Source organism: Lysinibacillus telephonicus, from assembly GCF_003966145.1.
In the GTDB taxonomy this organism is placed as follows: Bacteria; Bacillota; Bacilli; order Bacillales_A; family Planococcaceae; genus Ureibacillus; species Ureibacillus telephonicus.
Genome location: NZ_RXNR01000018.1, coordinates 28,313 through 51,464 on the forward strand (window position 1 = coordinate 28,313; position 23,152 = coordinate 51,464).

The window sequence follows — 23,152 nt, forward strand, 5'->3', positions numbered from 1 at the left end:
GACTAAACTCTACCACAGACTACATAAGCCCCTGCATTTCGATAAAAAATGCACCGTTTAATAGGATTAGTGTAACAGCATAGATTTTAAGCCTGTATAACATTGTATAGGTAAATATAACGTCTATAAAAAGTAAAGAAAATTTTAGCTGCCTAGCTTATTAAAAACCTAACAAAATGTGTTAAACTATCTTCTATACAAAATAACTAAAGTGAGCTGAAACACAATGGAACAACCATTTTTACCAATATTATTAGGTTCTGACATGAACGCATACGGCATGGCGCGTGCTTTCTATGAAGCATATGGATTAAAGCCGCTTGTATTAGGCCGCTCTCATTTAACTGCAACTCAAAATAGCCGCATTTTAAACTTTCAAGAAGTTGCAAATTTAAATCAACAAGACGTGTTTGTACCTGCACTTGAAAAAATTGCAAAACAGTACCCAGATAAAAAGTTATTGCTGCTTGCATGTGGGGATGATTATGCAAAATTAATTATTAAAAATAAACCTGCATTAGAAAAATACTTTACAGTACCATATATCGATGAAACATTAATGGATCAAATTTTGTTAAAAGAAAACTTTTACAAAATGTGTGAGAAATATAATTTCAAATATCCTGGAACAACAACTGTTACAGCAGATAATTACGAAGGTTTTACACCGCCTTTTGAATATCCAATAATTTTAAAGGCATCCAATTCAGTTGCTTATTGGGCTTGTAAGTTCCCAGGGAAAAAGAAAGTATTTGTTGCCAATGATGAAGCAGAAAAGACTGCTATTTTAAAGGCAATTTATAGTTCTTCTTATCAAGATACAATGATTGTTCAAGAATTTATTCCTGGCGATGATTCGTATATGCGTGTTCTTAATGCATATGTTGGGAAAGACGGAAAAGTAAAATTAATGTGCTTAGGAAATCCAATTTTAGAGGAGCATTCACCTGAAGGAATTGGAAGCTATGCAGCAATTATTACAACACATGATGAAAAATTAATGGATAAAGTCCGCTATTTCTTGGAAGATATCGGTTATACTGGTTTTGCCAATTTCGATATGAAGTATGACGTGCGTGACGGAGAATATAAGCTCTTTGAAATTAATTTGCGAAACGGCCGCTCAAGCTACTACGTTACAGCAGCGGGTTATAACTTAATGAAATATGTTGCAGATGATCGTATGTTGAACATAAAACAAGATTTAACATATGCTAACAATAAGCACTTATGGATGATTATCCCGAAAGGCGTTTTATTTAAATATGCTTCAAATGAAAAAATGAAAATTGAAGCAAAAAGCTTAATTCGTCAAGGAAAGTGGACAAACTCTTTGTTTTATAAAGAAGACATGAATTTAAAGCGTTGGGTTAAACTAACGTTAAACAATTTAAATTATTACCGAAAATATAAAAAATACTTTAATAAAAAAGGTTTGGAAGAATGAGAAAAACATTAGGTATTATTGGTGGCGTCGGTCCTTTAGCAACGATGTTTATTGGTGAAATGATTGTTCGCCGTACAAGAGCTTCTAAAGATCAAGAGCATGTTCATACAATTATTGATAATGATACAACTATTCCAGATCGGACAGCGTATATTTTAGATAATACGAATGAAAATCCAGTTCCGTATTTAATAAATGATGCAGTAAAGCTTGCAAATGCAGGAGCAAATTTAATTTGTATACCTTGTAATACTGCACATACGTTTTATGATGAATTACAATTAGCTTCTCCAGTACCTGTTTTGCATATGATTCGTGAGACAGCAAAACGTGCAGCATGTTTAGGAGCAAAACGTGTTGGAATTTTAGCAACAGATGGTACGTTGGCTTCAGCTGTCTATCAAAAAGCGCTGCTTGAGGAAGGAATTGAACCCGTTATTCCTGATAGAGCAATACAAAAGCAAGTTATGTCAGTTATTTACGATTATGTAAAGGCAGGAAGAGAAGTTTCGCTTTATCAATGGAATGTGATAGAGCAGGCAATTCTGCAATTACAATGCGACAAAATAATTTTAGGATGTACAGAGCTTTCAATTGTAAACAAAGATTTAAAATTAAATGATCGCTATATCGATTCATTAATGGTCCTAGCAGAAAGTGCAATTGTTGCATGTGGATATGAACTGAATAACCCTGTAAGAGTTTAAGCCTGCCTTTTAATAGGCAGGTTTTTTTACTGAATGGCAAGTATTAATTTTTGGGAAAGTGTTTAGCTGCGCACGTCTGCTCTCGTGTCTATTCAACTTCCTTCTGTGTTTGGCGGTAGTCTCTTAGCACATATAGAGCCAAAACGTGCAGCTTCTGCTTTTCAAGGTATAAATGACTAAATTATGGTACACTAAACGCAAGTAACTAAAGGTGGGTAAAAAATGTCAGTAATTAGTTTGTTAAACGAAACATTACAAAATAAATGGAAATTTGAAGATACAATGAAAGTGCAGGAGGAAATGATTCCAGCAATGCTTGAAGGAAAAGACATTGTTGCACAATCGCCGACAGGTTCTGGTAAAACTCTTGCATATGTTTTGCCGATTTTAAATAAGGTAGATGGAAGCAAAAAACAAACGCAAGCACTAATCGTTGCACCTTCACAAGAGCTTGCTATGCAAATTGTTGAAGTAATTCGTGAATGGACAACTGGCACAGATATTACTGTTCAGCAATTAATAGGTGGAGCAAACTCAGCTCGTCAAATTGAAAAATTAAAGAAAAAACCAACTATCGTTGTTGGAACACCAGGACGTTTAAATGAATTGGCAAGATCAAATAAATTAAAATTAAAAGAAATTCAAATTGTAGTATTAGATGAATGTGATCAACTTCTTAGCCGTGAATACCGCGTTATAATAAAATCGTTTATTGAAGGTGCTGCATATGGTAGACAGGTTGTTGTTGTATCGGCGACAATAACTGATGAAATAAAACTGGTAGCAAGCCGTATGATGTTTGAACCGATTAGTATTGAGATTAAACCTGAAGATATGGTTCAAGTTGGAAAAGTTGTTCATTCGTTTATTAAAGTAGAAGAACGCGATAAGACAGAAATGTTAAGACGTCTTGCTAATATTGAGGAGCTGCGTGGGTTAGCATTCGTTAATAATATTGATCAAGTTTTAATGAAAGAAACAAAATTAAAATATAAGGATGCAAAAATTGTAACTCTCCACTCAGATATGAAAAAGGAAGAACGTAAAAGTGCTTTAGATGCATTTCGTAAGGGAGATGCACGCATTTTAATTGCAACAGATATTGCAGCACGTGGCCTTGATATAGGTGGTTTGACACACGTTATTCATGTAGATGCACCGCGTACAATCGAGCAGTATACCCACCGTTCTGGCCGTACAGGACGAGCTGGAGCTGATGGAGAAGTTTTAACATTGCTTTCCTATAAAGATGAAAAAACATATAAGAAATTAACACGAGAAATAAATGTTAAACCAGTGCAGAAAATTTGGCACCAAGGAAAAGTAATCGAGGGCAATTCAAAAACAGTTTTACAAAAGAGAGGGAAATAGGATGACGTTTGATGAAAAGTTGGAACAATATGCTGAACTGGCAGTAAAAGTTGGCGTTAACATTCAAAAAGGTCAATACTTACTAATTAATACATCAACAGAGACCCTTGATTTTACAAGAATTGTTGTGAAAAAAGCTTATGAAGCAGGTGCAGGCAGAGTTCAAGTGAATTTAACAGACCCTTTTTTTACTCGTGAGTTCTATGAACATGGTGCAGAAGAAGAATTTAATAAATATCCAAAATGGATTGTCGCTCAACGCGATGAGTTAATAGAACGAAAGGGCGCTCTTTTATGGATTGATGCAGAGGATCCTGACCTTTTAGCAGGAATCGCAACTTCCCGTATTTCAGCACAGCAAAAAGCTGCGGGAAATGCTTTAGTTCGTTACCGTAAAGCAATTATGAATGATGATATCGCTTGGTCGATTATTGCAGTACCATCGAAAAAATGGGCTGCAAAAGTGTTTCCAGATTTATCGGAAAGCGAACAGATGACTGCATTATGGGAGGCAATTTTTAAAACAGTGCGCATTGGTGAAGGTGATGCTGTAGAAAAATGGCGTCATCATATTAATAATTTAGAAAAACGTGCAGAGCAACTAAACAACAAAAAATTTACAAAATTACATTACAGGGCTCCTGGTACAGACTTAACGATAGAACTTCCTGAAAAACATGTTTGGCTTTCAGGCGGCAGCAACACTCCTGAGGGAACGACATTTATTGCCAACATGCCAACTGAGGAGGTATTTACACTACCTTCTAAGTATGGGATAAACGGTGTTGTAAGCAATACGAAACCGTTAGCATATCAAGGGAATATTATCGATAAATTTTCGCTGATGTTTGAAAAAGGGAAAATTGTGAAGGCAGAGGCTGAAGTCGGGAATGATTTATTGCAAGAATTAATTGCAACGGATGAAGGATCTTGCTATTTAGGGGAAGTTGCTCTTGTCCCTCATGAGTCGCCAATTTCAACTTCAGGTATCTTATATTACAATACTCTCTTTGATGAAAATGCTTCAAACCATTTAGCAATTGGTGAAGCATATCCTACTTGCTATGAAGGTGGACGCGAACTACAGGACGGTCAACTAGAGTCACTTGGAATAAATGTTTCTGTTACTCATGTTGATTTTATGATTGGCAGCGGGGAAATGGATATTGACGGCGTCCTGCCTGACGGTACTGAAGAGCCGATTTTCCGAAAAGGGAATTGGGCATTTTAAGTAAAGTAATAAAAAATTTCCAGTAAAATAAGCTTACTTTTCACGAATGTTTGTTCGTGTGAAGTGGGCTTTTTTTATTGAAAAATGATACAATAGAAAAAAATCGAAACATGGAGGTCGATGTAAATGAAAATATTCCATACCGCAGATTGGCATTTAGGTAAGCTTGTACAAGGGGTTTATATGACAGATGACCAACGCTATATTTTACAGCAATTTTTACAAGCAATTGATGAAGAACAGCCGGATGTCGTGATAATTGCTGGGGATTTATATGACCGTGCACTTCCTCCTGTCGAAGCAGTTGATTTATTGGACGAGACGTTAGCAGAAATTGTTTTAAAAAGAAAAGTACCTGTACTAAGTATTGCGGGAAACCATGATAGCCCGACACGTCTACAGTTTGGCAGCAAGTTGATGCAGGAAAGCGGACTGCATATTATTGGTGAGCTTTCAAAAAGCATCGAACCAATTATTTTGAACGATGAGTTTGGAGAAGTCCATTTTCATTTAGTACCATTTGTAGAACCATCCACTGTTAAAAATATATTTGAGGATGACGCAGTTACTACATATGATGAAGCGATGAAAAAAGTTATTCAAATAATTGAAGAGAAAATGGACAAATCCAAGAGACATGTTTTTATTGGACATGCCTTTGTCACACCGTATGGAGAAAAAGAGCACAATACGAGTGATTCAGAACGTCCTTTAGCAATAGGGGGCTCGGAGTGTGTAAACGCCGAGTACTTTAAGCCATTCCACTATACGGCACTAGGGCATTTACATAAGGCACACTATGTTCTAAATGAAACAATTCGATATTCAGGTTCTCCTTTAAAATATTCTGCCTCTGAAGCAAACCACGAAAAAGGTTTTTTAATTGTTGATTTAAATAAGGATGGACAAGTATCGGTTGCAAAACGCCCCTTCATTCCACGTAGAGATTTGCGCATTATTGAAGGAACAATTCAAGATATTTTAAAACATGGAATTAGTGAGGATTACGTATTTGTTCGTTTAACAGATTTAACGCCTGTTGTTGGAGCGATGGAACAAATTCGTACGGTTTATCCAAATGCAATGCATGTTGAACGAAAAGCATTGCCGAGATTAGAAGACGCTGAAAATGGAGAAATCGTTCGAAGGGAACAGATGGATGAGGGCAGTCTATTTAAAGCGTTCCATAAAGAAATTTTGGGAACAGAACCAACTGATTTTACACAGCAACTATTTGAAGAGGTTCTTCAGGAAATGCTGGCAGAAGAACGTGAAGGTAAAGAGGTGATCGTGAAATGAAGCCGCTTAAACTAACAATGCGAGCATTTGGTCCGTATAAAAACGAAGAAGTAATTGACTTTACGGAGCTTCAAAATAATCGTCTGTTTGTTATTTCAGGTTCAACTGGAGCAGGGAAGACGACGATTTTTGATGGCATCTGTTTTGCGTTATTCGGGTTTGGCAGTGGACAAGATCGTAAAGACACAAAAATGATGCGAAGCGATTTTGCAGAAGACCATGTCCATACTGCAGTGGAACTGATTTTTGAAATCCACGGAAAAATATATCGTGTACTGCGTCAGCTTCCTCATGTTAAAGAAGGGCGTAAAAGTGCAACTGGTGAAAAATATGAGTTGTTTGAAATACGAGACGGTCAAGAGCTTCCAGTTGTTGAACGGCAAAGAATAACAGATATTAACCAAAAGCTTGAAGATATAATCGGCTTATCATACGACCAATTTAATCAGATTGTCATGCTGCCGCAGGGAGAGTTTCGTAAATTATTAACCTCTCAATCTGATAATAAAGAGGAAATTTTACGTAAAATTTTTAAAACAAATCGCTATGGAGAGCTAACGCAAAGGTTAGAAGAGAAAAAGAGACAGGCTGAACAAAAGTTAAATGAAGCTCGCTTGTTAAAAAATAGCTATATTGCACAAATTGAAGGGGCGTTGCCAAAGCGTGAATCCTTACTGTTTACGGTACTTAATCAAAACTCAAACATTTATCAAATTCAGGATGCGCTCGATGAAGAGGTCCAATACTATCAACAAAAAATAAAAAAAGATCAAAAAAGCTATGATGAAGCTGCAGGAAAATATAAAGAGAAATATGAGTTTATCGTAGCGAAGCGAAATTTAAATGAACGAATTGATGCATATGAAAAGAAAGTACAAAAACTGCATGAAATCGAGCAACAAAAACCTTATTTTGAACAAATAAACAATGAATATCAAGCAGCAATTCGTGCCAGTAGAATCAAGCCTTTGAATGAACAATGCTTAACATTACATGAACAAAAACAACAACAGCAACAACGATTACAAGTAGTCTTGCAACAATTAGAAAACGCAATACAACAATTAACAGTTGCAAAGGAAATATTTCAAAATGAACTTTTAAAGCAAAATGAACGCGATGCTTCCTTACAACAAGTACTCGAATTACAAAAATTACTCCCTCTTTTTGAGCAAGTTGAAAAACAAACGTTCATTGTTCAGGCTTTGCAAAATGAAGTAAATCAAGCACTTACTTCTTTTAAACAGATAGAACAGCAGCTTCAGCAGCAAAAAGAGAAGATGACAAAGTTAAATAAGCAAATTGAGCAACTTGAAATAAGAAACGAACAGCTAAATCATGCAATGGAACAGCAAATCCATTTACGTGAAGTAGTAAATACATTTACAACTTATAATGAACTTACGAAAAAAGTGAATCTACTAAAAGAGCAATATATTAATGCATCTCAAGAGTATGATGCAGCTAAAACAGCTTACGATTTAGAAGAAATAAAATGGTTAAATAATCAGGCGGCGATATTGGCTGCCAGCTTAGTGCCCGGTTCACCCTGTCCTGTTTGTGGAAGTACTGAACATATTACATTAGACCGCCAACATGTAGATGTTATCGACGAAAAAGCTTTGAAGGCAATGAAAACCAATCTATCAGCTGCTGAACAAAACAAGTATACGGCTGAGGCGAATGTTAATGCATCAATTGCACATCTAAATCAATATCAAAATGAACTGGAACGTCTTAATGCACCAATAGATGAGCAACAACAATTTATAGATAAATTTAACGAAATCAATGAATATGTAAAGCAATTACAGGTTGAATCAGAACAGCTTGCTCAATATAAAAAACAGTTAAAGCAACTACAAGCTATGATTGAGCAGCAGGATCTACAAAGAAAACAAGTTGAAGATATATATAGACAAAAACAGCAACAGCTTATAAAAGAAAATACTGTATTAGATCAATATAAATCACTTATTCCTTCACATTTCCAACAGCTTTCTCAAGTAAAGCAAGCACTAGTGGAAGCAGAGCAGAATAAAAATAACTTGCAGCAAAGATGGGAAAGTGCTCAGAAACAATTACAACAAGCTGAAAAAAATCAAGCTACAAATGAAGAGGCATTAAAACATACCGAGCAGCAATTAAAGCTACTAGAAGAAAACCTAGAAAAAGCAAAAGAAGAATTTAAACAATCCATGGCTGCTGCTGGTTTTGCGAATTATAAACAATTCGAAGCTTCTATTCGTAGCGAAAGTGAACAACAGCTTTTACAACAGCAATATGTCCAATACACAAATGAGCTTCATGCCTTAACGATACAGGTGGAAGAAGAGGGCAAGCTGTTAAAAGGAGAAGAAAGGGTTGACTTGAAATTACAAGAGCAACAACTCGCAGAATTAGAAGCTGTAAGAGAAAAAGCTCATGAAACATTAAATTTCTCGAAAGAATGTGAACGAAATTGCATCGACTTCTCTGAGAAGCTTGATCGAATTGTCGACGAAATATATCAATTAGAGGAAGTTTCAAATCAAATTGTAGATTTATACAATTTGCTGCGTGGTCAAAATAGCAAGAAAATCTCCTTTGAGCGATATGTTCAAATGGGCTATTTAGAGCAAATAACAGAGGCTGCTAATATTCGACTGCGAAATTTATCCAATGGACAGTATTATTTGCAATGTTCAGATCGGCAGGAATCCCATGGACGTCAAAGTGGCTTAAGCTTGGATGTTTATGATACGTATACAGGGCAGTCACGGGATGTAAAGTCTCTATCTGGAGGAGAAAAATTCAATGCATCCCTTTGTCTAGCCCTAGGAATGGCGGATGTCATTCAAAGCTTCCAAGGGAATGTGAAAATTGATACGATGTTTATTGATGAAGGATTTGGTTCCCTTGATGAAGAATCGCTAATGAAGGCAATTGATACATTAATAGATCTTCAAAAGTCGGGTAGAATGATTGGGGTCATTTCCCATGTTTCGGAGTTGAAAGCGGCAATGCCAGCTATTTTACAAGTAGAAAAATTAAAAGAAGGCTATAGTAAAACTTCAATTATTGTGAAATAAAAAATTATTCTAAGAGAATATAAAAATTCGTTAGGACTATTTCTTTCAGTGTGGTTTTATATGGAACTAATAGTTTAATCGGACGAAAAAAGTGCCAGCACTACTCATGCTGGCGCTTTTTTACTCCAAACCACTTTTATTCATAGCTATCATTCTGTTTTTTATTATTTTAGATATTAGCGGATAACACGAATTGCCTGAATAATATTCCAAATAATACATGCAATTGAAATAATCATATAGACAGCCATTAATCCAAATATGATATATGCAAAACTGTTCATATCATAATAATATGATGAAAACATCCCGATAACACCGAAGAGTGATATTAAAATCAAGAATACCACAGGGATTAAATGAGATAAAAATGCCCGTTTCGCATGGAATTTCACTTCCGAGTCTTTAACGACAAAATAGACAATTAGAGGTAATAAAAAAGGTGCGAACAACAAACTAATGTAACATAGGGCAGATAGTACTTTATTCTGTTCCATAGAATCTCCTTTTCTAAATCCAAGATACTTTATATACGGAAAAACATTCATAATGGTTTCAATTGGAAAAATAATAAAAATCCTAGTTGAAAAAGTCACATACTTTGATACAATAAATTTGTTCTAACAGTTAAATATGATGTATTACCCACAAGGGGGGCTGATGAAGTCAGCTGAGATTGTGCACGTATTGCACTAACCCTTTGAACCTGTAAGTTAACACTTGCGTAGGGATGTGGATAGAAACCGACTCCATCTGGCGTCAGGCTCTGTCCTGGCGCCATTTTTGTATTTTTGTGTATGCAAATCTACAACTGGAGTAAATATTTTTCTAGATTTCTATTCCTTCTCATGTTGTTCTACATCGGAATAAAAGAGAGGAGAGTTGTTATGAACAAATCAAGATTACTAATGCTTGTTGAAATTGCAATTTTTGCTGCAATTGGGGTTGTGTTGGATAAAATATCGTTTTCCATTTGGGCTCAAGGCGGTTCTATTAGCTTTGTCATGCTGCCGATTTTATTAATGGCTATTCGCTGGGGATTATCAGCGGGAGTTATTACTGGATTATTAATTGGAATAATTCAAATTGCGTTAGGCGGTTATGTTCTTCATTGGGTACAAGGATTCCTAGACTATATTGTTGCATTTTCAGTTGTTGGTTTTGCAGGGATATTCCGTACACAAATTTTAGAAGCAGCAAAAAATTTAGATAAAAAGAAAATAAGCCTCTATATCGTGCTTGGTACGACTATGGGCGGATTGCTTCGATATGCTGCACACTCAATTGCTGGGGCAGTTTTCTTTAAAGAATATGCGGGAGATCAAAATGTGTGGTTGTATACAATCATTTACAACGGATCTTATATGATACCTGCAATTATTCTAACATCAATAGTGGGTTCTCTAATCTTTACATCAGCCCCAAAACTTTTAAGAATTAATTAAAATATGACGTCCTAATTATACGTTGCTCATACCAATTTTATGGTATTAGTTCAACAATAATTTTAGGACGTCTTTTTAAGTTTAAAAAAGAATAAATCTGTTTTATTCTCCATAAATAAATTAATAGAAGCAGATGCCCAAATATCTAATCTCAAATATGGTATATTATATAGTGAAATGTAAATAGGAAGGACGTTTACAATGATTGTACAAACAAAAGAAGAATTAGAGGCATTAAAAAAAATTGGACGCATTTGTGCCGAAATACGTGATGCATTGAAGGCAGCTACGAAGCCCGGCATCACTACTAAAGAGTTAGACGAAATCGCTGGCCGCATGTTTGCAGAAGCTGGTGCAGTTTCAGGCCCTAAAGGTGAATATGATTTTCCTGGATATACATGTATAAGTGTCAATCATGAAGTAGCGCATGGTATACCAAGCGGCAAAGTAATTAACGAAGGAGATTTAGTCAATATCGACGTATCCGGTTCGTATAATGGCTATTTTGCAGATACAGGTATTTCATTTGTTGTCGGTGATGGACACCCTGAAAAAGAAAAATTATGTATGGTTGCAAAGTCAGCTTTCGATCGTGCAATGACAAAAGTAAAAGCAGGCTCAAAACTAAATCAAATTGGTAAAGCAGTCGAAAGAGAAGCAAGAGACCACGGTTTAACTGTTATTATGAACCTAACTGGTCATGGTGTAGGACGCTCTTTACATGAAAAACCAGATCACGTTTTAAATTATTTTGATGCTTGGGATTCAACGATTATGAAAGAAGGAATGGTGTTAGCAGTAGAACCATTTATTTCAGAAAAGGCAGAGCATATTATTGAAGCTGGTGATGGATGGACATTTATTACACCTGATAAATCACTAGTTGCTCAAATAGAACATACTGTTATTGTTACAAAAGATAAACCAATTATTATTACACAGCTAGACTAAAAAACGGAAGCGTCATAATTTGCTCATCTGCAAGAGCGATATTTTACATGTCACTTCACTTCAGAAAGAAATCCTGTACTCTTGAATATTACTTCAAGTGCACAGGATTTTTTTTCATAAAAAGTATACCGACAATCATGACACCACTTAGAAAAAGCGCTGCGGTAGTAACTAATAACTCTCCAAATCCATTTCCAATGGCAATGCCAATATAACACCAAATAAAGACAATTGGATAGGCAATGTCAAAATGATGGAAACGCAGATGCAATGCAATGGCAGTACCGATTGTCATGATAATGACGGCCCATAACGCACTGCTTAAACCAAATCCCCGCCAACTGTAGTCTACTAATAAGTAGCATATATGCAGGATAAATAAAAATGTAGTCCAACTAAAATAAATAGCAATTGGAAGTCTTAATTTCAGCATCTCTTTTTTTAATGGATATGTTAAATATAACGCAAACACCGATATAAGCTGTAGCGTTAACAATATCAATGACACAATTAATAGGCCATTATGCCAATTTAAAAGAGAAGTGATTTGGAAAATAATTGTGCACAAAAATAAAATTGTTTGCACTGGTGTAATAAACTGATCTGATTGGCGTAAAGGCAGATAGTTTTTAATCCATAGGAAAAGAAATATAAAGACAAGAAACCATATGTAATAAACATAATTTGCAGGTGCAAATAGAATAGGTAAACGGTTTATGATGTCAATGGTTGAAGCCCCTTGTAGTTGCAGCCAAAACGCATTAATAGTAAAAATAGTGGCTACAATGAGTGCAATAATAATTATGCTTATTTGACGCATACATTCCTCTCCTTTCTATAAAATTATATACATTTACATAACATTGAACAACAGATACCAAAAACATACAAATTTTTGTAAAATAAAAATAAACATAAAAGGGGTGAATTCGATGAAGAAAATAAGTGAATTAAATTTTGATGTAAAACTTGAGAAGAAAGAGTATAAGAAACAATTAAAACAACTACAGTACAAAATGTTAAACATTCAACAGTTTTTATACAATAACAAAATCGGCTTAATTATAGCATTTGAAGGGATGGATGCAGCAGGAAAGGGCGGAGCAATTAAAAGACTCACCCAAAGACTTGATCCACGAGGTTATTTAGTGCATCCAATTTCAGCGCCACAGCCGCATGAGCTTAGATATCATTATTTGCATCGTTTTTGGAGAAAATTACCTCAGCACGGTCAGATTGGAATATTCGATCGTTCATGGTACGGCCGAGTATTAGTAGAGCGACTTGAGGGATTTGCATCAGAACAAGAGTGGAACCGAGCATATAATGAAATTAACTCATTTGAAAAAATATTAACAGAAGAACAATATATTATGCTAAAATTTTGGATTCATGTTGACAAAGATGAACAATTAAATCGCTTTAAAGCAAGACAAACTGATCCTTATAAAAGCTGGAAATTAACTGATGAAGACTGGAGAAATAGAAGCAAATTCGATGATTATGTGATAGCTGCAGATGAAATGTTTGAGAAGACGGATAGTAAAAATGCACCGTGGATATTAATTCCCGGAAATAATAAAAACTATGCACGCATAAAAGTATTAAAAGAAACAATTAAACATGTTGAAACAGAATTAAAGCGACGTGGACTAAATATCACATATCATCATATTGAGGAAAAAGATGATCATGCTAAAAGTTTAGCAAGTGACCAATTGGGAAATATGCAAGATGATATAGACAATAAATAAAATTAAATGACAAAATAACTGTTGTCCTTATACGTAAATTCTCGGGGAAAGGCATTAGGGTATACACGATGGTGAGAAAATTTTTTAATTTATTACATAAAAAGGGTGATAGTGTGATAAGGCTTGAAGGAAACCGATTGTGTTTGCGCACCTTTGTGGAGTCCGATGCAAAAAGTTTAGCAGAACTAATGCGAAACAATAAATACTTTTGGGCAACCCATGAACCTTTGCATGAAGAAGAATTTTACACGGAGGAAGCACAATTTAAAAAAATTTTAGAAAGCATACATTTACTTCGTGCAAACCGAGAGTATTCTTTCGGCATCTATCCAAAGGGAAGCAATAAATTAATCGGGCATATTTCTTTATACGCTATTAAAAGGCTCCCATATAATAGTGCATTTATAGGGTACTCAGTCGATGAAAAATTCACTCGAAAAGGGATAGCTACAGAGGCTGTTAATCTAGTTGTCCAATTTGCCTTTAGCACAGTAAAACTGAATCGTATAGAAGCGTATGTGTCACCCAAAAATAACGGCTCAATTAAGGTATTAGAAAATGCAAATTTCATTCGTGAAGGGCTTTTAAGAGAGCTTCTCTATATAAATGGCGTATGGGAAGATCATTACATTTATTCGCTGCTAAGAGATGAATATCGACATAAATAACAGGTCTCGCAAGGCGAGACCTGTTTTGATTTTGTTATTCGGTTGAAGTAGATGTTGTAATGCCATTATCACTTAGGTACTTGTTTCCATCAGATAGTAAATCTAACTTACCTGTACTTGGGTCCATGATGAGTCCGTGAACTGGTGTAGCTTTTGGCATTAATGGGTGATTACGAATAATATCGACACTCTTTAATACACTTGTCGAAACATCACCGAAGCCACGAAGCCATTCAACTAAATCAATTCCCGAGTATTTTACCGTGTTTACAATATCGCTATTTATACCACGTTCAATCATATGTTCAATCATAACTTCTGGGTCGATTGCACTCATGCCGCAATCATGGTGGCCAATGATATACACTTCATCTGCCTTCAGCTCGTATACAGCGACTAATATACTTCGCATAATTGCTCCAAATGGATGGCTGACTTGAGCTCCTGCACTTTTTACAATTTTCACATCACCATTGCGCATGTTCATTGCTTTTGGCAGAAGCTCAACTAAACGTGTATCCATACAAGTTAAAATAACTATTTTTTTATCAGGAAATTTTGATGTTATGTAAGGCTCGTATTGTTTAAATTTTACAAAAGAATCATTAAAGCTCAAAATTTCATTTAAAGAAGACACCATATTTCTTCACATCCCCCAATCATTTAACCTAACACTATTATATACAAAAAAGTCGACAATACTCGCCGTTAGAGTTTGTCGACTAGTTATTTATTAAAATTTCTCATTTGGTTTAGGATCAACTCTTACAGATGATGAAGAATCTAAACCAATACGTAAATAGTGGATGAACATTGCCATACTAATCATAATAACTGCAAAGAAACCAGCAACAGTAGAAATATATAAGCCCATTGTTAGACTCCTTTCTATTTAACAGATGTCATTGAATACTATTATACTATATATCTTTATTTTTTGTAGCCTATTAAAGAAAATAATATTGGCAAATTTAAGAATTGTTGTTATGAAGTTACCCCTTTCATTTAATAAAAAGCTGAAATATCAATTTTTGAACACTATGACTATAAATCTAGATAATATGACCTAGATAATGGATTTATATTTCTAAAATAATACTATTTAATCAAAACAATTACCTATTTCCGTATAATTCTCACCCTCAAAATATAAAAATAGGAAATTTTTGATTCAATGTAATCAAAATGTCGAATTTATAAAGAAAAAACGAATATTGCGTCGAAAAAATAGATAAGTCCTATTATACTTAGTGATAAGAAAGTAAAAATATTTGAAAGAATGTCGAAAAATATTATAGGTTGAATATTTTGGAGGTACGTATATGGATTTATCAACGATAATAGGGATTGTACTTGGATTTATTGCTGTATTTGTTGGGATGGTGTTAAAAGGAGCTAGTTTAGCTTCATTAGTAAATCCCGCTGCATTTTTAATTATTATTTTAGGTACAATAGCTTCAGTAACAATCGCCTTTCCTATGAAAGAGTTAAAGAGAGTGCCAAAGTTATTTAAAATTCTCTTTACTGAAAAGAAGCTTGCAAGTGATATAGAAATTATTAAACTATTTTCACAATGGGCTGATTTAGCTCGCCGTGAAGGATTGTTAGCACTGGAAAGCAAAGCAGCAGAGGTTGAAGATCCATTTTTAAAAAATGGATTAACATTAGCGATTGACGGACAAAATGCAGACTATATCCGCGATGTTCTAACAGAAGAAGTAGAAGCTCTAGAAGAACGTCATGCAAGTGGTGCACAAATTTTTTCTCAAGCTGGTACATATGCCCCAACTCTTGGGGTACTTGGCGCTGTTGTAGGTTTAATAGCAGCATTAAAAGATATGAGTGATATTGATGCTTTAGGCCATGCAATTTCAGCTGCTTTTATTGCAACATTGCTTGGTATTTTTACTGGATATGTTTTATGGAATCCATTTGCCAATAAATTAAAAAGAAAATCCGCAGAGGAAGTAAAACAAAAACATCTAATGATTGAAGGGATTTTATCCGTATTAGAAGGTGAAGCCCCACGTGTAATCGAACAAAAATTAGCTTCGTACTTAACAATGGAGGAGCGCCGACAAATATTAAACGAAAGCGGGGCGGGCGGTCTTGGCAAAGAAAGCTAAAAAGAAGAAGCATGATGAACATATTGATGAATCATGGCTTTTACCATATTCTGACCTATTAACCCTTTTATTAGCCCTATTTATTGTATTATTTGCTTCTAGCTCTATTGACCAAGCAAAAATGGAGCAAATGTCTCAAGTATTTACTGAAATTTTTGAAGGCTCATCAGGTTTTATGGATCATACTTCTGTTATACAGAATCCAACTGCCATAACAGATGGTGTATCTGAACAACAAGCAGCCTATATTCAAGATCAAAAAGAATTAAAGGAAATTCAAGAACGCATTGATAACTTCATTGCAGTAAACGAGCTAGAAAGCACATTCGCTACAAAAATAACGGACGAAGGTCTTTTAATAACAATTCGAGATAGTATACTGTTTGACTCGGGTAAAGCAGATGTAAAACAGGATTATATATCAATTGCAGAAGAATTATCTAAACTTTTACAATTAGATCCTCCTAGATTTATAGTTGTAACGGGTCATACAGACAACGTACCTCAAAATAATGCGGAGTTTAGATCAAACTGGGAACTTTCTGTGATGCGTGCAGTAAACCTTATGAAACTAATTATGGATAGTAATCCGCAATTAGATCCTAAATATTTTAGCGCTAAGGGTTATGGTGAATATAATCCAATAGCATCAAATGATACAGAAGCCGGTAGAGCACAAAACCGCCGTGTGGAAGTTTTAATTCAACAACTAGTTGAACCGGAAAATTCCGCAGAAAATGAGGATGAATAGTTAAACCTAAGGGGCTAATCAGATAGTTTCTGACTAGCCCCTTTATTGTAGGCAGTATATGATTTACATTGTTTCCTAAGAGAGCGTTTCAAAGACTTTTTTAACGCTCTTTTTTATTTTGACTTTAACAAAACAAAAGTTTATAATTTTAAACAAATGTTTATATAAAGGTGGGTTGGACGTGAATGAAAAGGAACAACTTGTTCTCCAGTTAATAAAAAACAATCCTTTTTTATCACAGCAGGAAATGGCTGAACAGTTGAATATGTCAAGACCAGCTTTAGCAAATATCATCTCAGGACTTATTAAAAAAGGCGAAGTTGTTGGAAGAGCATATGTACTGCCTGAAAAAAATTCAATTGTTGCAATTGGTGGAGCAAATGTGGATCGAAAATTCCATCTTGAAGGAAGTGTTCAGTATGGTACCTCAAATCCAGCATCAGTAACTGAAAGTGTTGGAGGTGTAGCTAGAAATATTGCTGAAAATCTAGGTCGTCTAGGTAATGAAGTAAAACTTATGACAATACTTGGACAAGATCAGGATGCGGTAACTATTGAACAACAAAGTAAAGCATTTTTTAATTTAGATTTAGTTGAGAAAACATCCAAAAATAAAACAGGATCATATAGCGCAGTTTTAGATGGCAGTGGGGAACTCATCCTAGCGATGGCAGACATGGCAATCTATGATCAGCTTCAACCAGCTGTAATAAAAAAACATGAAGCAGTTTTAATGAATGCAAAGTGCATTATAGTGGATTTAAATTGTCCTAAAGAAACTGTACTCTATTTGAAAAATATAGCCTATCTAAAAAAAATGCCTTTTATTATTGTCCCAGTATCAGCTCCAAAAATGAAAAATATGCCGCCTGATTTAGTAGGAGTAACGTATTTTATTTGCAATCGTGATGAAGCAGAAATTTACTTAAATATTCGTATTCAAAATAACGATGATTATTTTATTGCAGTAAAGAAATTGCTTGAAAGAGGAGCAAGTAACGTCATTTTAACACTTGGCGAGCATGGTGTTATTGTTGGAAATCATAATGACATCATTCATTTTAAAGCAGCTAAAGTAAACAAAGTTGTAGATGTAACAGGTGCTGGAGATGCTTTTGTAGGTGCTTTTATACATGGGATAATAAGTGGAGAACACTTACATGACTCAGTGGAATTTGGACTTTATAATGCTGCAAAAACATTGCAGTCAGATACAACTGTTAGGCAAGATTTATCACCACAAGAATTAATACATTGGAGGAATTCATAATGGAAAAATATTTATCATTTTCTCAAGAAGTAATCGAGGCAAAGGAAAAAGGGCTGGCAATCGTAGCTCTTGAATCAACAATTATTTCACATGGTATGCCCTACCCTCAAAATGTTCAAACTGCACGAGAAGTTGAACAAATTATTCGAGACAAAGGTGCTGTACCTGCAACAATTGCACTTATAGACGGGAAAATTAAAATTGGTTTAACTGATGAAGAGTTGGAGATGTTCGGGAATGCAAGAGATGTTGCAAAAGCTTCTCGCAGGGATTTAGCATTTTTACTATCGACAAAAAAACTTGGAGCTACAACTGTGGCAGCTACTATGATTGCTGCTGAACTAGCAGGAATTGAGCTATTTGTTACAGGTGGTATTGGTGGTGTACACCGCGGTGCAGAACATACAATGGATATTTCGGCAGATTTAGAAGAACTTGCTCAAACAAATGTTGCGGTTGTATGTGCTGGTGCAAAATCAATTCTGGATTTAGGACTAACTTTAGAATACTTAGAAACAAAGGGCGTTCCTGTTGTTGGATTTGGAACTGATAAATTGCCTGCGTTCTATACAAGAGAAAGTAAGTTTAATGTAAACTTCCAAATAAATACTGCCCGGGAAGTTGCAGACATGATGAGAGCGAAATGGGAATTAGGCTTGCAAGGTGGAGCAGTTATTGCCAATCCAATACCAGAAGAAGATGCATTAGATGCAAACTTTATTAACGGAATTATTGAACAAGCGTTAAAAGAGGCTGACGAGAAAGGTATACAAGGTAAAGAAGTTACGCCTTTCTTACTTGGAAAAGTAAAAGAATTAACAGAAGGAAAATCGTTGGAGGCAAATATTGCACTTGTAAAAAACAATGCCAAAATTGGCGCAGAAATCGCTATTGCCCTAAACAAAAATAAATAGTTTAAAAATTAAAGTTTCCACTGATATTTTTATCAATGGAAACTTCTTTTTTGAAAGTCTATAGTAAGAACAATCGAGTCGGATGATCTAAAGCTCCTTTATGTGTCAAAGGGGGAAACAGCCAAGTTTCAAACAAAATAAACCCTGTTGCCTAGAATTGAGTTGACACCCCGTTCACATATGTCTAAAGAGTGCAGATTGCCTTTATTATTTACGTAGTGCACCTAGTTCAGAAACAATTGCTTGCATTTCACTAGGGCTGAATGTATTGCGTTTCATCACCATTTCGTAAAGATATAAAATATCTTCATAATTTTCATCATTAAAATGCTCAGATTTCATAGCATCGACATTAACCATTCGAAGTTTTTCTTTTATTTGTTCAATCATAAAGATGACATTTTCTCTTGATGGATTTGATAAATTCATTTTTTATCGCCCTACCTTTCAATTATACGGATTTATCATTTCATTACATACGCTTCGTGTCAACCTAATTTGGGACGTTCCCTTTAAAAAACGTAAAAATTTATATATCATGGTAATGATAAGAAATCTAATATAACTATTTTAATGTTTTAAAAAGTTTTAGGAGGAAAACATGATGAGTGAGAGTAAATTATTCAAATCAATTGTAATAGGTGCACTAACAGGAGCGATAATTAGTATGTTTGACCGCAAAACGAGAGAACATACAATTGAGATGTCGAAAAAAGTAAAAGATACTGTCATTTATTATGCGAAGAATAAAGATGAGTTACAACATATAATTGAAGAAAAATTGGATGAAGTACAGGAGTTGTACGATAATGCTTCAGATAATATAAATACGATTGTTCACAAAATAGAAGAGGTAAAAGAGCTGCCAAATACAATTCAAAATATTGTTAGTGATACAAAAAACGCGTTTACAAATAATGTGATAGAAAAATAATGATCTTTTTCTGAACAATAAAGTACAAAATATTTGAAGAATGTCTGGCACAAGGCCCCCAGCCCTTAAGAGCGTGATTTGACCTCGGTTGAAAATTTGTGTTTCTGTCTTCTAATTTGGGCTCGCAACGGCGTAAATCATGCAAATTTCACTTTTGATGCAAATAAATTGACGGTTTGATATGGTAAGCAGCGTTCGCCGATGCCAGCAGGGTGCTTGCACTTTTCAATAAAGGGGGGAGCTAATTTTGAGTAAAAACAATAAGGAATCTCAAAATGAAATTTTATCTTTTATAAAAACTTTTATTGCACCTGATAAATCCAATATTGATGTAACGACAGTAAAGGGATTTTTTCAAGATTTAATCGTTCGTATGAGAGATGTTGATATATCTGGAATGGGTGCTCAATTAGCTTACTTCTTTTTATTATCATTTTTTCCTTTATTAATATTCATTGTAACGCTATTGCCTTACTTAGATTTAAATGAAGATTATGTTTTCGACTTTATTCAGACGATTGTACCAACTGAAGTATTTTTACTAACACAAGGAACATTGACTGAAATTTTAACGACTCATAATGGCGGAGGATTATTATCAATCGGTATTATCGGAACAATTTGGTCAGCTTCGAGAGGTGTAAATGCACTAATTAAAACTTTAAATGATGCATATGAGGCAGAGGCAAGGCTAAGTATAATCAACCGTGCGTGGTCATTAGTTTTTACAATTTCACTTGTACTTGTAATTTTAATGGTATTACTAATTCCTATATTCGGGCATCAAATCGCGCTATCGCTGTTTAACTATTTAGGAGTAGAAGAAACATTTGCTGAATTTTGGAGATTTGTTCAATGGATACTGCCGCCGATACTAATTTTTATTATATTGGTTTTAATGTACTGGATTATTCCAAATACAGATCCTAGATTACATTTCACAAGTGTTTTACCAGGTGCTATTTTTTCAACTGTTTCTTGGCTGGTGTTAATTTATGCATTTTCATACTATGTAAATAATTTTGGCAATTTTGCTTCAACGTATGGAAGTATTGCTAGTGTTATTTTATTAATGCTATGGCTATATATGACTGGTATGATATTAATTTTTGGTGGATTATTAAATGCCTCAATGCAGAAAAGAAAATTAGCCAAAATTGAGAAACGGAAAAAATTAGCGTCAACATAAAAAATGACCCAAAATCAATATTTTGGGTCATTTTAATTTTATATTTTTGAATTTAACATGCGAAGGCCGTTTAATATTACTAAAATTGTACTTCCTTCATGACCAATAACGCCAAATGGTAAGTCAACTAATTGTAAAAAGTTTGAACAGACTAAAAGGGCGATTACTGCAATAGAGAAAATAATATTCTGCTTTACGATACGCTGCATTTTTCGGGATAATCGAACAGCATAGGCAATTTTTGATAAATCATTTTTCATTAAGACTACATCTGCCGTTTCTAATGCAACATCAGTACCTCCACCCATTGCGATGCCGACTGTTGCAGTTGCAAGCGCAGGGGCATCATTGATACCGTCGCCTACCATTCCAGCATATTTATATTTTGCTAAATAGTCTTTTATATAATTTACTTTCGTTTCAGGTAGACACTCTGAAATGTATTCATTTACATCAGCTTCCTTAGCTATTGCTTTTGCCGTTTTTTCATTATCCCCAGTCAGCATTGAAACGTGAATTCCTAACTCTTTTAATAATTTAATAGCCTGTTTTGCTTCTTCACGCACAGTATCTTTCATCGCAACAAGTGCTGCAATTCCTAGGTCGTCACGCATAAAAATAACTGTCTTTCCTTCTTCAGCAAGTTTTTCAGCAGCTCCACTAGCAAAGCTTTGAGCCTCTTTCCGACCTACAAAATCGGGCTTTCCAACAATATAGCTATGTCCGTCAAACTTTGCTTTTAAACCCCACCCAGGAACATCTTCAATATCAATCCCCTGTATAGTGTTGATATTATGATCCTTTGAATATTTCAAAATAGCTTGTGCGAGTGGGTGGTTTGATTGTGATTCAATGGACGCTAAAGTTGCAATTGTATTTGTTTTATCTAAATCTTCACGTACGATAATATCTGTTACTACAGGAGTCCCAACAGTTAAAGTGCCTGTTTTATCAACTGCAAGCAATTTAAGAACACTTAAATGCTCTAGATGTAAACCACCTTTAAAGAGAACACCATTTTTTGCTCCATTTGAAATGGCAGCTAAGGTTGCAGGCATAATTGATGCAACAAGTGCACAAGGCGATGCAACAACTAGAAGAACCATTGCTCGATAAAATGTTGTTGTCCAATCCCAGCCTAGTACATAGTGAGGCAGGAACAGCATTAAAGCAACAGCTAAAAGAACAAATTTAACATATATACCCTCAAATTTTTCGATAAATTGTTGAGATGGTGACTTTTCGCTCTGAGCTGATTGAACAAGCGTAATAATTTTTTGGAACAATGTTTCTGAATTTGGTTTTGTCATATTAATAGTTAAAGTTCCATTTAAGTTCACTGTTCCAGCATAGACATCATCACCAGCTTGTTTTGTTACAGGCATGGATTCACCACTTATGGCAGATTCGTCTATAGTAGATGTTCCTTTTAGAATCTGTCCATCGGCGGGAATGCGTTCGCCGGGTTTTATTAACAAATGATCCCCAACAATTAAGGAAGAAACAGCAACTTTTATTGGCTCAAAGGCACCTCGAACTAACCAAGCTTCTTCAGGTTGTAGATTCATTAATGCTGTAATTTCACGCTTGTTTTTATTCATTGCATACGTTTCAAGGGCACCGCTTAGTGCAAAGATAAAGATCAATACTGCCCCTTCAGTCCAGTAGCCAATGATTGCAGAACCAATTGCAGCTAATACCATTAATAATTCAACATTTAATGTTTTATTTTGAATGGTTTCAAGAATGCCTTCTTTTGCTTTTGCGTAGCCACCGATAATAAATGCACTTAAGTATGAAATAATTGCCGCTGTATTTAGGCCACTAGATTCCAATCTCCATGCAAGCAATATAAGCAATCCTGATAACAGAGCGGCAATCAGTTCGCCATGTTCCTTAATTTTCTCAATTAGAACATCGTTTTCTCGATTAGAAGTATCCATCATATCCTCCTCCTGATAATGAATATCAATATCAAATTATTTAAATATCAACAATGATAACAGTTTTCATTTAAACTATAA

Annotated in this window: 22 protein-coding genes and 1 riboswitch; of the genes, 16 read left to right on the forward strand and 6 right to left on the reverse strand. The window is 34.9% G+C overall.

Features of this window, described 5'->3' with window-relative positions:
- The first annotated feature begins 226 nt into the window (after window positions 1-226).
- The 6 genes from EKG35_RS08210 (at window position 227) to EKG35_RS08235 (ending at window position 9,126) form a co-directional block, all read left to right on the forward strand.
- A complete protein-coding gene (locus tag EKG35_RS08210; protein WP_126293961.1) occupies window positions 227-1,447 on the forward strand; it encodes a carboxylate--amine ligase in 1,221 nt (406 codons plus the stop codon).
- Complete coding sequence (gene cuyB / locus EKG35_RS08215) at window positions 1,444-2,154, forward strand: cysteate racemase (RefSeq protein WP_126293962.1); 711 nt, start codon at window positions 1,444-1,446, stop codon at window positions 2,152-2,154. Before EKG35_RS08210 ends, cuyB begins: the two co-directional genes overlap by 4 nt.
- Before the next feature lie 222 nt (window positions 2,155-2,376).
- Window positions 2,377-3,525 (forward strand): DEAD/DEAH box helicase, encoded by a 1,149-nt coding sequence (locus EKG35_RS08220; RefSeq protein WP_126293963.1) that lies wholly within the window; start codon window positions 2,377-2,379, stop codon window positions 3,523-3,525.
- Between the two features lies 1 nt (window position 3,526).
- The gene (locus tag EKG35_RS08225) at window positions 3,527-4,756 is read left to right on the forward strand and encodes an aminopeptidase (protein ID WP_126293964.1); all 1,230 of its coding nucleotides are present in this window, start codon (window positions 3,527-3,529) and stop codon (window positions 4,754-4,756) included.
- A 126-nt stretch (window positions 4,757-4,882) separates the two neighbouring features.
- Entirely contained in the window at window positions 4,883-6,055 is a 1,173-nt protein-coding gene (locus tag EKG35_RS08230; protein ID WP_126293965.1) for an exonuclease SbcCD subunit D, read from the forward strand.
- Complete coding sequence (locus EKG35_RS08235) at window positions 6,052-9,126, forward strand: AAA family ATPase (protein WP_126293966.1); 3,075 nt, start codon at window positions 6,052-6,054, stop codon at window positions 9,124-9,126. The genes EKG35_RS08230 and EKG35_RS08235 overlap by 4 nt, the downstream gene beginning before the upstream one ends.
- A gap of 176 nt (window positions 9,127-9,302) precedes the next feature.
- Here EKG35_RS08235 and EKG35_RS08240 read toward each other — a convergent pair whose 3' ends face one another.
- Window positions 9,303-9,623 carry a magnetosome magnetite crystal formation protein family gene (locus tag EKG35_RS08240; RefSeq protein ID WP_126293967.1) on the reverse strand — a complete coding sequence of 107 codons (321 nt, stop codon included), beginning with the start codon at window positions 9,621-9,623 and terminating at the stop codon, window positions 9,303-9,305.
- Between the two features lie 143 nt (window positions 9,624-9,766).
- Window positions 9,767-9,874, forward strand: a riboswitch (TPP riboswitch).
- 139 nt (window positions 9,875-10,013) lie between these two features.
- Between EKG35_RS08240 and thiT the strand changes: the two genes are divergently transcribed.
- Together thiT and map are read left to right on the forward strand one after the other, a co-directional pair.
- A complete protein-coding gene (gene thiT / locus EKG35_RS08245) occupies window positions 10,014-10,571 on the forward strand; it encodes an energy-coupled thiamine transporter ThiT (RefSeq protein ID WP_126293968.1) in 558 nt (185 codons plus the stop codon).
- A gap of 201 nt (window positions 10,572-10,772) precedes the next feature.
- The gene (gene map, locus EKG35_RS08250) at window positions 10,773-11,522 is read left to right on the forward strand and encodes a type I methionyl aminopeptidase (RefSeq protein WP_126293969.1); all 750 of its coding nucleotides are present in this window, start codon (window positions 10,773-10,775) and stop codon (window positions 11,520-11,522) included.
- A gap of 88 nt (window positions 11,523-11,610) precedes the next feature.
- Here the strand turns inward: map and EKG35_RS08255 are convergent, their stop codons facing one another.
- Window positions 11,611-12,342 carry a hypothetical protein gene (locus EKG35_RS08255; RefSeq protein ID WP_246020264.1) on the reverse strand — a complete coding sequence of 244 codons (732 nt, stop codon included), beginning with the start codon at window positions 12,340-12,342 and terminating at the stop codon, window positions 11,611-11,613.
- 112 nt (window positions 12,343-12,454) lie between these two features.
- Between EKG35_RS08255 and EKG35_RS08260 the strand changes: the two genes are divergently transcribed.
- Both EKG35_RS08260 and EKG35_RS08265 read left to right on the forward strand, forming a co-directional pair.
- Window positions 12,455-13,276, forward strand: a complete 822-nt coding sequence (locus tag EKG35_RS08260; RefSeq protein ID WP_126293970.1) for a polyphosphate kinase 2 family protein — start codon at window positions 12,455-12,457, stop codon at window positions 13,274-13,276.
- A 68-nt stretch (window positions 13,277-13,344) separates the two neighbouring features.
- Window positions 13,345-13,944, forward strand: coding sequence for a GNAT family N-acetyltransferase (locus tag EKG35_RS08265; RefSeq protein ID WP_185807683.1), 600 nt, complete (start codon window positions 13,345-13,347; stop codon window positions 13,942-13,944).
- Window positions 13,945-13,978: 34 nt separating this feature from the next.
- Here the strand turns inward: EKG35_RS08265 and EKG35_RS08270 are convergent, their stop codons facing one another.
- Both EKG35_RS08270 and EKG35_RS20850 read right to left on the reverse strand, forming a co-directional pair.
- The gene (locus EKG35_RS08270; protein WP_126294006.1) at window positions 13,979-14,581 is read right to left on the reverse strand and encodes a beta-class carbonic anhydrase; all 603 of its coding nucleotides are present in this window, start codon (window positions 14,579-14,581) and stop codon (window positions 13,979-13,981) included.
- Window positions 14,582-14,677: 96 nt separating this feature from the next.
- Window positions 14,678-14,818, reverse strand: a complete 141-nt coding sequence (locus EKG35_RS20850; RefSeq protein ID WP_185807684.1) for a hypothetical protein — start codon at window positions 14,816-14,818, stop codon at window positions 14,678-14,680.
- A gap of 448 nt (window positions 14,819-15,266) precedes the next feature.
- On the opposite strand from EKG35_RS20850, the gene motA reads away from it, so the two are divergent.
- The 4 genes from motA (at window position 15,267) to EKG35_RS08290 (ending at window position 19,005) form a co-directional block, all read left to right on the forward strand.
- Complete coding sequence (gene motA, locus EKG35_RS08275) at window positions 15,267-16,070, forward strand: flagellar motor stator protein MotA (RefSeq protein ID WP_126293972.1); 804 nt, start codon at window positions 15,267-15,269, stop codon at window positions 16,068-16,070.
- Window positions 16,054-16,821: a flagellar motor protein MotB gene (motB, locus tag EKG35_RS08280; protein ID WP_126293973.1), complete on the forward strand. Its 768-nt coding sequence runs from the start codon at window positions 16,054-16,056 to the stop codon at window positions 16,819-16,821. Before motA ends, motB begins: the two co-directional genes overlap by 17 nt.
- 181 nt (window positions 16,822-17,002) lie before the next feature.
- The gene (locus tag EKG35_RS08285; protein WP_126293974.1) at window positions 17,003-18,091 is read left to right on the forward strand and encodes a PfkB family carbohydrate kinase; all 1,089 of its coding nucleotides are present in this window, start codon (window positions 17,003-17,005) and stop codon (window positions 18,089-18,091) included.
- Window positions 18,091-19,005, forward strand: coding sequence for a pseudouridine-5'-phosphate glycosidase (locus tag EKG35_RS08290; protein WP_126293975.1), 915 nt, complete (start codon window positions 18,091-18,093; stop codon window positions 19,003-19,005). Before EKG35_RS08285 ends, EKG35_RS08290 begins: the two co-directional genes overlap by 1 nt.
- 207 nt (window positions 19,006-19,212) lie before the next feature.
- On the opposite strand, the gene EKG35_RS08295 is transcribed toward EKG35_RS08290, so the two are convergent.
- On the reverse strand, window positions 19,213-19,434 hold the full coding sequence (locus EKG35_RS08295) for a DUF1128 domain-containing protein (protein ID WP_126293976.1): 222 nt from the start codon (window positions 19,432-19,434) through the stop codon (window positions 19,213-19,215).
- 175 nt (window positions 19,435-19,609) lie between these two features.
- On the opposite strand from EKG35_RS08295, the gene EKG35_RS08300 reads away from it, so the two are divergent.
- Both EKG35_RS08300 and EKG35_RS08305 read left to right on the forward strand, forming a co-directional pair.
- Window positions 19,610-19,939, forward strand: coding sequence for a YtxH domain-containing protein (locus EKG35_RS08300; protein WP_126293977.1), 330 nt, complete (start codon window positions 19,610-19,612; stop codon window positions 19,937-19,939).
- A 247-nt stretch (window positions 19,940-20,186) separates the two neighbouring features.
- A complete protein-coding gene (locus EKG35_RS08305) occupies window positions 20,187-21,128 on the forward strand; it encodes a YihY/virulence factor BrkB family protein (protein WP_126293978.1) in 942 nt (313 codons plus the stop codon).
- Between the two features lie 38 nt (window positions 21,129-21,166).
- Here EKG35_RS08305 and EKG35_RS08310 read toward each other — a convergent pair whose 3' ends face one another.
- On the reverse strand, window positions 21,167-23,071 hold the full coding sequence (locus tag EKG35_RS08310; RefSeq protein WP_126293979.1) for a heavy metal translocating P-type ATPase: 1,905 nt from the start codon (window positions 23,069-23,071) through the stop codon (window positions 21,167-21,169).
- Window positions 23,072-23,152 lie beyond the last annotated feature (81 nt).

Excerpts from the sequence above, each read along its gene's own strand:
- map (WP_126293969.1), top strand. The coding sequence starts at position 10,773 with ATGATTGTACAAACAAAAGAAGAATTAGAGGCATTAAAAAAAATTGGA.
- EKG35_RS08300 (WP_126293977.1), top strand. The coding sequence starts at position 19,610 with ATGAGTGAGAGTAAATTATTCAAATCAATTGTAATAGGTGCACTAACA.
- EKG35_RS08235 (WP_126293966.1), top strand. The coding sequence starts at position 6,052 with ATGAAGCCGCTTAAACTAACAATGCGAGCATTTGGTCCGTATAAAAAC.
- EKG35_RS20850 (WP_185807684.1), bottom strand. The coding sequence starts at position 14,818 with ATGGGCTTATATATTTCTACTGTTGCTGGTTTCTTTGCAGTTATTATG.
- EKG35_RS08290 (WP_126293975.1), top strand. The coding sequence starts at position 18,091 with ATGGAAAAATATTTATCATTTTCTCAAGAAGTAATCGAGGCAAAGGAA.
- EKG35_RS08255 (WP_246020264.1), bottom strand. The coding sequence starts at position 12,342 with ATGCGTCAAATAAGCATAATTATTATTGCACTCATTGTAGCCACTATT.
- EKG35_RS08260 (WP_126293970.1), top strand. The coding sequence starts at position 12,455 with ATGAAGAAAATAAGTGAATTAAATTTTGATGTAAAACTTGAGAAGAAA.
- EKG35_RS08220 (WP_126293963.1), top strand. The coding sequence starts at position 2,377 with ATGTCAGTAATTAGTTTGTTAAACGAAACATTACAAAATAAATGGAAA.
- EKG35_RS08310 (WP_126293979.1), bottom strand. The coding sequence starts at position 23,071 with ATGGATACTTCTAATCGAGAAAACGATGTTCTAATTGAGAAAATTAAG.
- EKG35_RS08265 (WP_185807683.1), top strand. The coding sequence starts at position 13,345 with ATGGTGAGAAAATTTTTTAATTTATTACATAAAAAGGGTGATAGTGTG.
- EKG35_RS08225 (WP_126293964.1), top strand. The coding sequence starts at position 3,527 with ATGACGTTTGATGAAAAGTTGGAACAATATGCTGAACTGGCAGTAAAA.
- motA (WP_126293972.1), top strand. The coding sequence starts at position 15,267 with ATGGATTTATCAACGATAATAGGGATTGTACTTGGATTTATTGCTGTA.
- EKG35_RS08295 (WP_126293976.1), bottom strand. The coding sequence starts at position 19,434 with ATGAATTTATCAAATCCATCAAGAGAAAATGTCATCTTTATGATTGAA.
- cuyB (WP_126293962.1), top strand. The coding sequence starts at position 1,444 with ATGAGAAAAACATTAGGTATTATTGGTGGCGTCGGTCCTTTAGCAACG.
- thiT (WP_126293968.1), top strand. The coding sequence starts at position 10,014 with ATGAACAAATCAAGATTACTAATGCTTGTTGAAATTGCAATTTTTGCT.
- EKG35_RS08230 (WP_126293965.1), top strand. The coding sequence starts at position 4,883 with ATGAAAATATTCCATACCGCAGATTGGCATTTAGGTAAGCTTGTACAA.
- EKG35_RS08240 (WP_126293967.1), bottom strand. The coding sequence starts at position 9,623 with ATGGAACAGAATAAAGTACTATCTGCCCTATGTTACATTAGTTTGTTG.
- EKG35_RS08210 (WP_126293961.1), top strand. The coding sequence starts at position 227 with ATGGAACAACCATTTTTACCAATATTATTAGGTTCTGACATGAACGCA.